This is a genomic window from Butyrivibrio fibrisolvens (assembly GCF_023206215.1).
Lineage (GTDB): Bacteria > Bacillota > Clostridia > Lachnospirales > Lachnospiraceae > Butyrivibrio > Butyrivibrio fibrisolvens_C.
This window is the reverse complement of the sequence record NZ_CP065800.1, coordinates 2,387,038-2,400,292: the sequence shown is the minus strand read 5'-3', so window position 1 is coordinate 2,400,292 and position 13,255 is coordinate 2,387,038. Positions and strand designations below refer to the sequence as shown.

The following is a 13,255-nucleotide window of genomic DNA, read 5'->3' as shown; positions in this document are numbered from 1 at the left end:
TTAGGATGATGTTTTTATGTAATCAGATGAGTTTTATACATCAATGACAATTTCATGTATTATGCTAAGCAAATTGAAAATCCAACACTCTAATCCCTTATTTCTTTTGCTCAATCTCTAAAGTAACATCTTTTAACCTCATGTCGCGAGCAAAGCGAGTGACTAATGGTTCAAATTGGTGGAGCTCGCGACACCAATTTGGGTTTGAAAGTGGAACACTTTCAAACTTGATCTCCAGAATTGAATACCCGTCAAAACAGCTATACCATGCAGCTTGTTGTTATTAAAAATTATTACCGTTCCATCCCCTGTTTTCTTTTACCAAGTCATAAAGCATTGCTTTTCCTCCCATATAGTGTTATGCAGATACCAAACTGCTAAGTGCCTCAAAAAGCTCTGGCTTCTCATCTTTCATTCGGATAGGTCTTCCTTCACGATTTAAAAATGCATGTGAAGATGTATATATTCCATGTATAAAGCTCCTAAAAACTTTTTAGCTTATTCTCTTTACATATAGTAATACTATAACAAAAAAGAGCCGTGTTACAGTATATTTTCTGCACACGACTCTCAAAATCTTAATTCAAATCTCTTCGAGCTTATCGACATATATATCAATCGCTCATTTAGCAATCAGTACAAGTGTAGACCTTGCGCCAAGCATAAAACTGCCCTGATCACCCAAAGTCTTTTCTTTACCTTTTGAATATACATCTCCGCTACTACTTAGTCTTAAATGCCATTTCATTCCCTGAGGAATTATTGGAAGTTCGTAGTATACATCTTCCCAATATGCATTAACTGCAACATATATAAACGCATCTTTTTTAGTTCCTGCCCTTGCATGATCCTGGGCATACATATATGAAAAGCACAGATTTGATGCGCCCTCATCAAGCTGCCATGGCTTGGCAGAATGGAAAGAAAGTTCCGGATAGCCGGTCCCATTATTTCCAAGATCAAAAGAATTTTCTCTTATAACCGGGTACTCATTCCTAAGTGCCACAAGGTTCTTCACATACTCAAACAGGTCCTTGTTCTTATCAAAAAGTGACCAGATAATATATGAAATCTCACTATCCTGACAATAGGCATTATTATTACCCCACTGGGTATTGGCAAACTCATCTCCGGACAGAAGCATAGGAATTCCCCTGCTTGTCAGAAGGATCGTCAACATATTTTTCATCTGACGTTTTCTAAGATCAATAATTTGAGGATCCTTTGTATCTCCTTCTACACCGCAGTTCCAGCTTTCGTTGTCATTGCATCCGTCATTATTGTTCTCGCCATTGGCTTCATTATGCTTTTCATTGTACGAAACAAGGTCATAAAGAGTAAAGCCGTCATGGCAGGTCACAAAATTTATAGATGCTCTGGGTCCTCTGAAGCGATATAAATCATCTGATCCTCTTATTCGTCTGTAAAGCTCAGGAGCTGACTCTCCGCTTCCTTTAATAAAATGCCTTAAGCAGTCGCGATATTTACCATTCCATTCCGAAAAACGTCCAAATGCAGGAAAACTTCCAACCTGATATAAACCACCTGCATCCCAGGCTTCGGCTATAAGAAGACTCTTACCAAGTACGGCATCATTGGCTATCCTTTCAAGAAGTGGCGGATAAACCATAGGGGCGCCAGCTTCATCCCTTGACAGAATGGATGCAAGATCGAATCTAAAACCGTCCACATGATATGCAGAAACCCAGTATCTGAGGGCATCTAAAACCATGTCGCGGGTAACAGGATTATTACAGTTCATGGTATTACCACAGCCACTGAAATTGTAATACCAGCCATCCGGGGTCAGCAGATAATAGGTTCTGTTATCTATACCTCTATATGAGATATAAGGCCCATTTTCATTGCCCTCTGCTGTATGATTAAAAACAACATCGAGTATTACTTCTATACCATTTTGATGAAATTTCTTTATTAAGTGTTTTAGTTCATCCGCTTCCATACCAAAAGGCGCCGATGCAGCAAAACCTGCTTTGGGGGCAAAAAAGCATACTGTTGAATAGCCCCAGTAGTTGTACAGAGTCCTGCCACCAACTTCCCTTGAGTTTTCAAATTCATCAAATTCAAATACCGGCATCAACTCTACGCAGTTAACGCCCAGCTCTTTTAAGTATGGGATTTTCTCCGTAAGACCGGCAAAAGTCCCCGGATGCCTAACCCCACTTGAATCATCCCTGGTAAAACTCCTAACATGAAGTTCATAGATAACAAGATCCTTTTCAGGAATCTCAAGGGGCTTGTCCCCTTCCCAATCATAATCTTCGCGTATTATCTGACCACGCAGGGGCTTTAGCTTATCCCCATTATCTTTCCTTCCCCAAACACTTCGACCTGATACGGACTTGGCATAAGGATCAAGAAGAACCTTATCTTTATCAAATCTAAGTCCATCCATAGGGCTATAAGGTCCGTCAAAACGGTATCCATACTCGATAGTTTCGATATTAAGTCCGAAAACCATCATTGAATATACATTACCTATCCTGTATTCCTCAGGAAAAGGTATCTCAACAAAGGGTTTATCCTGACCATGGTGATATAAGACCAAAGTACAGGACACTGCTTCCTTTGAAAAAATACTAAAATTAACTCCACCATCTACTATGGATGCTCCAAATGGGAATATACGTCCACTCCTGTACTCAAGATCTCCGATCTTTTGGGTGGGAAAAGAATCTATTAATTGCATGAAACTATACCCTCTTCATAAACATTAGATCTTACTTTAGTTTTTCTAATACATCCTTTTTAAGACTCACAACATCTATCTTACCTGTACCAAGCATAGGAAAGTCGTTATAAACTACGAAATAGCTTGGAATCTTATATTTGGCCAGTTTCTTTGAAAGTTCAATCTTAACAGCTTCCTGGTCAAACTCTTTGCCCTCTTTAACCTTAATGCACGCGCAGACTTCTTCTCCAAAGAACTCGCTTGGAACGCCGATGACTTTGACGTTATTAACAACGTCAAGTGAAGATATCGCTGCTTCAATCTCCTGCGGCATGATATTCTCACCGCCCCTTATGATAAGCTCTTTAAGCCTTCCTGAAAGATGAAGATAGCCCTCTTCATCCAAAAAGCCAAGGTCACCTGTATGAAGCCATCCCATATCATCGATAGACTGACTTTCTATATCAGTCTTATAATATCCTGTCATCAGATTAAATCCCTGTACAAGTATCTCTCCGGATGTGCCGGTAGCGCATTTTTCGCCGGTTTCAAGGTCTCGTATCTGAACCTGAATATTGTCAACAGGCTTACCTACAGTAGTAAGCAGATGCTCGTCGCTGTCGCCATAAGTTGAGATGGATACAGGTGCCATCTCACTAAGACCATAGGATGACATAAAGTGGTCATTGGGAAGATTTTCCTTGAACATCAGGATCTGTGCCTTGGTTGCCGCCGCACCTGAAATGATGGTACAGCGAACAGACGAAAGTTTATCTTTTGTAAAGTCCTTATTATTGATGAGCGCAATGAGCATGGTCGGGACTGAATGGAAAAATGTGCACTTCTCCTTATCAATAAGTTCCAGAATAGTACCAGTCCTTATGTTACTTGGAAAATACAGAGTCGAGCCTGCTATTGCATTTGCAAAAAGACCTGCTACAAGACCAAATATATGAAACAGCGGAAGTATAAGGCAGGTTCTGTCCTTATTAGTAAGTGTCTGATCCTTATAGTTAGTATTGGCTGCATTCAGAATATTGTAGGCGGATAAAAGAACGCCTTTGGGCTTTCCTGTAGAACCGGAAGTAAATATGGTGACACATGGCCAGTCAGCCTCTACAAAGTCCTGAAATTTGTACCTGATTGCCTCATATTCATCTCTTCTTTCCCGTATATCCTGTCTGTCATTTCTAATGGAGATAAACTCGCATAAAGGACAGCCTGATTTTTTGAGCTCGTCAATAAATGCTTCCTGATCCTGCATCTCAGGCATACTTCCATAGCAAAAATGAGTGATATCGCCGATTGTAGCAACCTTAGCAACATCTGCAGCACTCATATTGAAATTAAGGAGCTGAGCCATAGCACCAAGCTTTTGGATGGCAAAAAAAGTAAGAACCCAGTTTACGGAATTGACACCGCACAAAGCTACATGAGTTCCTTTTTTTATTCCCTTATTGGCAAGACCCTCAGCGATTATCTGTGAATAAATATCTATGTCTTTCCAGGAAAACTCTCCCCTGTCATCAACAAGAGCAACAGCATCCGGAGTATTTTCAACCTTTTTGGCCAAAAAAGCCTTAAAGGACAGGTTCATATATGTTGAGATATCATCTTTAGTTGTTTCAAGCGGAATGATCTGATCAAAACCAGTTGTCGCAAAAATATCATATATCTCTTGAGACACATTGACTACCTTCATCTTATCGCCGCTGAATTTCTTTCTGCAGACAAGTATCTCACGAAGTCCTGCTGAAGATATGTAGTTAAGATCCTTAAAGTCAAACTTGACCTTTTCAACTTCCGGTGGTATCTGTGCTATCTGCTCTCGAAGAAGCGGCGAGGTGGTTGTATCAAGACGCCCCTCAAGCGCGATCATCATTTCGTTACCACTTAACATTTTTATTATCTCCATATTTTAACCTCATGTCGCGAGCAAAGCGAGTGACTAATGGTTCAAATTAGTGGAGCTCGCGACACCAATTTGGGTTTGAAAGTGGAACACTTTCAAACTTAACCTCATGTCACGAGTGAAACGAGTGACTAATGGTTCGATATTGGTGGAGCTCGTGACACCAATTCGCGTTTGAAAGTGGAACACTTTCAAACTTGTTTTCTCCACAAATCAAAGAATCATCACTTACAGCTTAGCCAGCGCATCTCAAGCTGCGTATTCTCCCAAACCCCAAGATCATCACTTAAGGCTCTGCTTGTACATCTCAAGCTGCGCATTTAAGCCCTCATAGGTGATATCATCGATAAGATAAGAAGGTGCCGGCGGCTCCTTTGCATTTTTCATGAAGAAGTATCTTAGAGCAAACTGTGCCTGGTTCCCAAAGTGCTCAATAAAAAGCTCAGAAGTTCGATCGTCACATAGCAGCTTATCTTCCCCAACCGACTGAAATGCCGGAACAAGATAGATCATATCCATGACATCATTCACATACTTAAGTACCTTTTCCTTATCTTCAGGATTATCTTTAAAATATGGAATCTCATTCATCTTTTCCGTGAACTTGTCATTACCACTGAATGTAGCTTCAAGAAGCTTAAGCATGTAAGATACATCCTTCCTGCCCCTTGACAGGCTCTCTCCTATCATTCTGTAGATTATGCACTTGTATGGAAGTATCACATACTTGCCTGCACGCATAAGGCATTCAAAGGAAAACAGAACATCCTCTGACATCTTGATAGATGCAAAGCGGATATTGTTGTCCATGATAAAGCTCTTTTTAATCATCTTGCCCCATACATTTCCGTTGTAGGTGCCATTTAGCCAGTTGGAAAGCCTTACTCCGAAATCCTGCGTAAGAAGAGTCGCTTCACCCGGTATGTCCTTATCCTTGTCCTGGGGAAGGTAGTTTTCCTTTGGAACAGACATGATATCCATAACATCCGGCTTATGCACAGGAAAAAAACATCCTGTAGTATGCACTACATCAGCATCAAACTTCTTAGCTGCCTCGTACATCTTCTCAAGGCCCTCTTTTATAATTCCATCGTCGCTGTCAAGGAAGGTGACGTATTCGCCCTTTGCTTCTTCAAAAGCCCTGTTTCTGGCTTCAGCAGGACCCTGATTTATATCCTGCCTGATAAGGACAACCCTTGGTTCATCCTTATAATGCTCCTTAACAACTACATAGGAATCATCCGGAGAGCAGTCATCCACAACCAGTACCTCTATATCCTTAAAGGTCTGGTTCAAAAGTGCATCTATACTGTACATTGCCGTCTTTTTGGCTTTGTACATTGGCATGATAACAGAAATAGCTGGCATATTGCATCCTCCTTAACTTGTGAAAAGACCTTTCAAAAAAGCTGTTATGTAGCATCAATACCTGCCTTGTAAAGCTCACTATAAAAGCCTCCGGCATCTAAAAGCTCCTCGTGATTTCCAGTCTCAACTATGTCACCGTCCTTAAGAACAAAGATGACATCAGCATTTTTAATTGTTGAAAGTCTGTGTGCGATAACAAAACTAGTATGCCCTTTAGTCATATCATCAATTGCCTTCTGTATAAGCTTTTCTGTTCTTGTATCTACCGATGATGTAGCCTCATCAAGGATCATTATCGGTGAATTCTTAAGCATTGCTCTTGCTATTGTTATAAGCTGCTTTTGTCCTGAAGATACATTAGCAGTTTCTGACAAAACAGTATCTACGCCATCCGGCATTGCATCAACAAGGAACTTTATCCCTGCTCTTTCAATAACACCTTCCAGCTCCTCATCATCAACATTTTTAGTGGAATAGACAATGTTTTCTCTTATGCTTCCTTTAAAGGTCCAGGTCTCCTGAAGCACCATCGCAAAAAGATCATGAAGCTTTGATCTTGGAATATCCTTTATAGGCACGCCATCTACAATGATAGAGCCTGAATTAAGCTCATAAAAGCGCATCAGAAGGTTAATGAGTGTAGACTTTCCCGCGCCGGTTGGTCCGACAATCGCAACCTTCATTCCAGGCTTAATGTGTGCACTAAAGTCCTTTAATACGATCTGTCCCTCAACATAGCCAAAGCGCACATTCCTAAAGACAACATCGCCTTCAGTCTTGGACACATTCTCCCTGCCTTCATCTGTCTCTTCCTCAAGTTCAAGGTATTCCATTATTCTCTCACCGCACGCAATTCCCGGCTGAATACTTCCAAGTGCCTGTATTATCTGTGTGAGGTTCGATGTGACCATCTTGATATACAAAATAAATGCAACAATCGTCTCTATCTGCATCTTCCCAAGGATGATCATGATTCCGCTCACAAGGCAGACTACAACGTATGTAAAGTTACTTACAAAATCCATGAAAGGAGTAAGCACGCTGATAAAAAACTGCGATTTAAAAAGTGCTCTGCTAAGATCCTGATTTTTTTCATCAAACTGCCCAAGGACTTCTTCCTCTCCATTAAAGGCTTTGATAAGCATATGGCCGGTGATCGACTCATTTATCATTCCATTCATATTGCCAAGAAGCCTTCTCTGTTCTTTGATAGCGTTTGTCCCCATCTTTGCAAAAGAGGCATTGATAAAAAGTCCAAGTAAAATGCTGGCAATAGAGCAAAATGCCAAAAGCGGATTTATAACAAAAGTCACAATAAGACAGCCCAACACTATGATAAGTGAGAATACTGCCTTACCAAGGTTGGAAGATATAGCCGCCGAAAATGCATCGCAGTCATCAGTCATTCTGCTCACCGTATCTCCAAGAGCTGTTGTGTCAAAATAGTTCATCTTAACACGGTCTGTTTTATCATTCAGGGCACTTCGAAGATCTTTTACCATATTCTGTCCTGCAATGGTAAGACACCATGCACCAAAGTAGCTTGCTATGAAGCTTATGATAATAACTACCGCTGTCTTTATGGCAACAACTCTTATCGCATCAAAGTCCATCACATTTGTATAAAGGCTCTGCGAAATTAGCGCAGCTATATTTTTAATCATGTTCGGGATCACTACGTTTAAAAGAGATCCTATGCTTCCAAGTACGATGCCTGCAACAAAATATGTTTTATATTTTTGCCCGAATACTGCGATCTTAGAAAATATATTATTCTTCATCCGGTCGCCTCCGTATCCGTCTGTGAAAGGACAATCTCACGATATACATTACAGCTTGTCATAAGCTCATCATGAGTACCCATTCCGACCATTCTTCCATTATCAAGGACGATAATCCTGTCTGCGCTTCTGATAGTGGATATTCTCTGTGCAACCATCAGTACCGAAGCACCGGAAAGAGTTTCCTTAAGTCCCTCTCGCACAGTCTTGTCAGTCTTATAATCAAGAGCAGAGAAGGAATCATCAAAGAGGAATATCTCAGGATCGCGGCAGATAGCTCTTGAGATTGTAAGTCTCTGCCTCTGTCCACCAGAGAAGTTCGAACCGCCCTCCTCAACATGCGCATTATACCCGCCTTCCTTTGCTCTTATAAACTCATCTGCTTTTCCAAGCTTTGACGCTTTTACTATCTCCTCAATAGTCTTTTTCAACTTACCATTGTCGCCAAAATCAATGTTTGAAACGATCGTTCCGGAAAAAAGGAAGCTCTTTTGCGGAACATAGCCAAAGATATTTCGAAGATCCTTAAGCTTCATCTTCTTAATATCAACGCCGTCAACTAAAATTTCTCCTTCTGTCGCTTCATACAGCCTTGGTATGAGATTTAAAAGTGTCGTCTTGCCACTGCCTGTACCTCCAACAATCGCAACAGTCTCGCCCTTTTCCATCCTGAAGGATATGTCTCTGATAGCATATTCACGGCTTCCAGGATACATAAAGCTAACATTTCTGAATTCCAGAGTTCCGCATATTGCAGGATCTTTTGCAAATGCCTCCTCCGGATCCATAATCATGGTCTTTTTATTTAAAACCTGTGCAATACGCTTAAGCGAAACAGATGCATTAGGCAAAAGAACCATAATAATGATCAGATATATACAACTGCTAATAAGCATAGAAAGCATCGACACAAAGACGATCATTTCATTGCTGACGCTTGAACGCAGGCTCTTGGCTGAGTCTGCAACAATATATGCGCCCATTATGTATATGATGACAGTAAGTGAATACATAACCATATTAGAAAATGGTGCAAATAGTGCTGAAGACTTATCATAGCGAAGAAGAAGATCTGTTATCCTCTTATTTGCCTCTTCAAATCTTTCTTTTTGCTTCTCATAGCCATTGTATGCATGGACTACACGTATGCCATCCAGATGCTCCCTGTCAATGCGAATAAGTTCATCTTTGGCATACTGTGCCTTATTTACTATTGGAAGAACCAGTATTGCAATAGCTGACAAAACCGCAACAAGTATGGCCACCGCTGTAATCGTGGCACTCCTGTAATAGACATTGGCGCCCGAGATCTGCGCAGTAACCCAGATGATCATTATCGGTGATTTAATTAGCGGCTGAAAACCATTTACAAAAAAATTCTGAATCTGATATATATCAGTAGTACATCTGGCTATAAGGCTTGATGTACCAAAGTCGCCAACTTCCTTTAGCGAAAAATCTATGATCTTCGTAAAAGTCTGTCTACGCACCCTTCTGTCAAGCGCAGCTCCTACTTTTGCAACCAGATAAGCCACAAGGAATGAAAAAACAAGCGACAAACCAGCATATGCAAACATTATGATTCCATATTTTATCTCCTCTGAAATATCTGCTTTTCCAGAATAGACAAGATCAGTTAGTTCTCCCATCACGTTAGGAATCTTTATTTCAAAAAATACCTGCCCCACGATCAAACAGACGCAGATAAGCATATACATATACTCTTTGAATGAAAGGAGCTCTGCTATTTTTTTCATGCTCTTGTTTCCTCTTTATTTTTTACCTGAAGAACATTTTTCGATCACATGTCCAAAGACAAAAGAAAGAACATATACCAGAATAGAATTACCGGTGCCAATAAGGAACGGACTTGAGTTTCCAATTTCCAGATATGGAACCTTGAAGGCAGCTTCCTCGATGAGAAATAATACCATCATTATTGCAGGATGAAGAAGATAAACCCAGAAAGTCAGAAGAGAAAGATATCCAAAGTCCTTTTTTATATCAATGATGGTAAAGCCGGCAACATAAACCAGGGATGCGATCACAAGTATCAGGTTATATGGGGCCATTGGTGTAACATAACTAAACAAGGTACTATTATCCCTGATCGCCAGAAAAATAATATACTCAACAGCTGTTATGACTGTTGCAAGAACAATAAGAAAACATCCGAGTCCATTTTTTCCTTTTCTTTCAAGCGCCCATTCATGAACGACATATCCCATCATGAATACACCAAGAAGCTGTGCGCAATAGCCAATTCCCCAAAAAAGGGATGATGGATTTACAAGTGCATCGATTATGCCCCAGATGCAGACTATAAATGCTATTTTTTTAAAGCCGGCTTCTCCTGTCTTCTCCTTGCCAAGAGCAACAAAAGGAGCCATAAGATATAATCCGATGAGCGTATACATATACCACATATGCTCAGAAGGTATACCTTTCAAAAAGCTTATTCCCTGGAACAATAGAGCCTGAGGATACGTCAGATCTTCTATTCCATATGCCAATCCATAAATTCCTGTTTTCCAATAAACAAACGCATTAAACAGCCAGTAAAAAAATGAAAAAATAACTGTCGGAATACCAAGCTTTTTCCAGGTTTTTTTATAGAATGTGCCAATGTCCTTTGTGGATGATGCCTTAAGAACAAACGCTCCGGAAAGCATGATAAAAACAATTACTGCACTTGTTGTTATCTGCCTTATAAACATAAAATAATGATAGTTGAAATTAAGCTCTCCAAGGTCTGACACCAGATTTCTTTCAAATGTACAGACATGCAACGAGACAACCAGATACGCTGCAATGATTCTCAACAGATCGAGTCCATTTTCTCTCTTATTCATATATTTACTCTGTTATAAATAAAAAAACCCCTTAACATTTGCATCATCCATCTTAAATCGGCCATAGTCCCTGAGATCTGCGTCAACATCCATAGCCTTTAGCTTTGAATATACAGTATCGATAAGGCCCGTCTCTTCAAAGTTCTGTCCGACTATTACCATTCCTTTTCCTCCAAAGGTCAGCATTGTAAATACAGGAGAGGCTTCAAGATTGGTAAAATAGATATCAAAGTCCTTTACATATTGCATCATGTCCTTAGGAAGCTTCATAAGACCAATATTGGACAGAAGATAGCTCCTCATAGGTTCCTGCGTACTTGAAGCTTTACTCTCCATCATCTGTAGCATGGCTTCATCTCTTAGAGAAATCTGTTCGATCATGGTAAGGAACTGTGCAGTGCCCTTCATGGTATAGGCAAGATATTCTATCTTAGTCTTTTCACCAAGCTTATCTCTGAGCGACTTGTAACGCTCTTCTCTTCCTTTTCCTATAATATCCCTTGTAATCGGTATGCTTATGTTAACGGTAAAGTTGGACTGTGCGCGGCTTCCCAGCTTTTCTCTTACATCTACAGGGACATCTGCTACTACAGTCGCATCTTTTACGTCATAATACTCGTACATGGTGCCTGATATAAGGTCATGGAAAAAAGTAAGAGGAGATGCGCCAAGAGGTTTTATCTTATCCATCAGCTTTTTAAAATCCCAGCTAAGCACAAGGCGCTTAGTATATGGCGTTCCGCTCATAACCTTCTCTTCTGTAGGACAGAAGATTTTTGATACAGAAGTCTCTTCTACATTATTTTCCGGTGTTATCTCTGATATGCGCTCAAGAAGATGATCTGTCAAAGTCTTATCAGACAGGTCAGCCTTGGTATAGATCATTCCTTCTGTGTCTATAGTCTTTCCTGTATGAACAAGATAGTAATAGATAAGCGTCTGTGAAAAGGCCATGATACCTCTTCCATCGCCAATGCCATGGGATGCTTCAATATAGATCTCATCATCGCCGTAGAGAACACGAAACAGATATCTATAAGTATCCTCTGATCCTAAATTTCTTAATCTGTCGTCCTTTTTAAAAACAGGCATAGGAGCGTCATTATCTTCCATGACGAGTTTTCCCTCCCTATCAACTACAGGCTTAAGACCAAAGTATGGAAAAGATTCTACCGCATCCTTTGTCGCTTCAAGAAGCGCATCATAGGATATATCCTCTGTCAGACGGTAGCGGTACTCAATTACTGCTGCCTTTCCTCCACTTGATAAAAACAGGAACATCTTATTGTTTGTTCCAATATCTGTACTCATGACTATTTCCTCCGCACACAATTTATGTATCAAAGACATCAGTCATATAATCTTTTTCCCTTAAGAGAAAGTCTTTCTCTAAGCGCTACATATTTAAGCTTTATTTCTTTTTCAGGCATCACCCTGGCATCAAGCCCATAAGTTTTAAGATGTTCACAAAATGCATCAGAAAAACCTTTTAGTGATCCCTTTTTCATGGATGTCAGAACAAAATCACCGCCGCAGTCACAGATATTAAATACTATTCCGTCTCTGGCTCCGCTAATAAGCGAAAAATCTGTTATATGCTTATCGTATGAATCAGCATTAAGTTTCCCGATATAGCTGATAAAAATCGAGTCTGATGGTGGGAGCGGAATACTGCTGTACATATCATACTTGGCGTCGTAGCCCTTATAGCCTTTTGACATACCAAGAAAATCGACCTGCGATTTTGCTACAGACAGAAGGTTATCACGAGCCATCTTTTCTTTAAGACTTGTGCGCATAGCTTTGCACTGGTCCTTGATATCCAGCTTAAAAAGCTTATCAGGGTCATAGTAGATTGCCACATCGCCTGTTGTATTTCTAAATGTATAGTCAACTCCAAGAACGCTTCTTAGGTTGATCGGCACATTGATCTTGACCTGCTTTTTATTGTCTGGATACATTTTCTGGATAGTCTGGCTCATGAGCACTGCAAAAGCTGCTGCAGGTGACGAATCATTTTCTTTTACAAAACTCATGAAATCCTTGTCAGATATCCTGATGCACTGGACATAGCTTTTGGCATCAGCCTCTTCGTGCTCTGAGAATCTGAAGATCTCATCTTCAGGCGGAGCAGCAAAAGGTGTATCATTTGGGGTAAAAGGCGGGATTTCCTTTTCATAAGGCTCGTCAAAATATCCGCACTTTTCATCAGCTTCTTTTATCAAAATGTTATCTGCCTTGTACTCACATCCATCCTTGATGGAAAAATAGTGATACAGCAAAGTCTCCATTATCCTCTTTGATGAGACACCGTCAGTAAGGCCATGATAAAGATCCATACGAAGCTTGTTACCATAGTACAAAAAGCCGATAAGATGACCATCAAATTCATCTGTTCCAAGTACTATGTCCTTATTCCCTTCAATCAGGGTCGTATCCGTATCTGTATCTTTATAGAAGAATTCGCCATCCTTTTCTTCGATGGTCCACTTTAAATATGGATGCACCTTTTGAGTCTTTAGAAGTGCTTCTTTTAATACATTCCCGTCAATATCCTCATCAAATGTCAGTTCCTGCCTCATTCCACAATAAGCCCCGTCAAAATAGAAATACATCTCGCCCGAGATTATCCTTGATAATTCCACTTTAA

The 13,255-nt window shown here is 40.3% G+C and carries 8 protein-coding genes; all 8 read right to left on the bottom strand.

What is annotated here, in order from left to right; genetic code table 11:
- Window positions 1-622: 622 nt before the first annotated feature.
- Complete coding sequence (gene glgX, locus I7804_RS09870; RefSeq protein ID WP_022755677.1) at window positions 623-2,710, bottom strand: glycogen debranching protein GlgX; 2,088 nt, start codon at window positions 2,708-2,710, stop codon at window positions 623-625.
- Window positions 2,711-2,741: 31 nt separating this feature from the next.
- The gene (locus I7804_RS09865) at window positions 2,742-4,607 is read right to left on the bottom strand and encodes an AMP-binding protein (RefSeq protein WP_110073730.1); all 1,866 of its coding nucleotides are present in this window, start codon (window positions 4,605-4,607) and stop codon (window positions 2,742-2,744) included.
- 279 nt (window positions 4,608-4,886) lie between these two features.
- Window positions 4,887-5,972: a glycosyltransferase gene (locus I7804_RS09860; RefSeq protein WP_022755715.1), complete on the bottom strand. Its 1,086-nt coding sequence runs from the start codon at window positions 5,970-5,972 to the stop codon at window positions 4,887-4,889.
- Between the two features lie 44 nt (window positions 5,973-6,016).
- A complete protein-coding gene (locus I7804_RS09855; RefSeq protein ID WP_248403201.1) occupies window positions 6,017-7,753 on the bottom strand; it encodes an ABC transporter ATP-binding protein in 1,737 nt (578 codons plus the stop codon).
- On the bottom strand, window positions 7,750-9,510 hold the full coding sequence (locus tag I7804_RS09850; RefSeq protein WP_110073732.1) for an ABC transporter ATP-binding protein: 1,761 nt from the start codon (window positions 9,508-9,510) through the stop codon (window positions 7,750-7,752). The genes I7804_RS09855 and I7804_RS09850 overlap by 4 nt, the downstream gene beginning before the upstream one ends.
- A 15-nt stretch (window positions 9,511-9,525) precedes the next feature.
- A complete protein-coding gene (locus tag I7804_RS09845; RefSeq protein ID WP_248403199.1) occupies window positions 9,526-10,605 on the bottom strand; it encodes an acyltransferase in 1,080 nt (359 codons plus the stop codon).
- 12 nt (window positions 10,606-10,617) lie between these two features.
- Window positions 10,618-11,916 carry a hypothetical protein gene (locus tag I7804_RS09840; protein ID WP_073388458.1) on the bottom strand — a complete coding sequence of 433 codons (1,299 nt, stop codon included), beginning with the start codon at window positions 11,914-11,916 and terminating at the stop codon, window positions 10,618-10,620.
- 38 nt (window positions 11,917-11,954) lie between these two features.
- The gene (locus I7804_RS09835) at window positions 11,955-13,250 is read right to left on the bottom strand and encodes a hypothetical protein (protein ID WP_073388456.1); all 1,296 of its coding nucleotides are present in this window, start codon (window positions 13,248-13,250) and stop codon (window positions 11,955-11,957) included.
- Window positions 13,251-13,255 lie beyond the last annotated feature (5 nt).

What these genes read in the sequence shown, in the direction of transcription:
- I7804_RS09865 (WP_110073730.1), bottom strand. Translation starts at nt 4,607, where the DNA reads ATGGAGATAATAAAAATGTTAAGTGGTAACGAAATGATGATCGCGCTT.
- I7804_RS09850 (WP_110073732.1), bottom strand. Translation starts at nt 9,510, where the DNA reads ATGAAAAAAATAGCAGAGCTCCTTTCATTCAAAGAGTATATGTATATG.
- I7804_RS09845 (WP_248403199.1), bottom strand. Translation starts at nt 10,605, where the DNA reads ATGAATAAGAGAGAAAATGGACTCGATCTGTTGAGAATCATTGCAGCG.
- I7804_RS09860 (WP_022755715.1), bottom strand. Translation starts at nt 5,972, where the DNA reads ATGCCAGCTATTTCTGTTATCATGCCAATGTACAAAGCCAAAAAGACG.
- I7804_RS09855 (WP_248403201.1), bottom strand. Translation starts at nt 7,753, where the DNA reads ATGAAGAATAATATATTTTCTAAGATCGCAGTATTCGGGCAAAAATAT.
- glgX (WP_022755677.1), bottom strand. Translation starts at nt 2,710, where the DNA reads ATGCAATTAATAGATTCTTTTCCCACCCAAAAGATCGGAGATCTTGAG.
- I7804_RS09840 (WP_073388458.1), bottom strand. Translation starts at nt 11,916, where the DNA reads ATGAGTACAGATATTGGAACAAACAATAAGATGTTCCTGTTTTTATCA.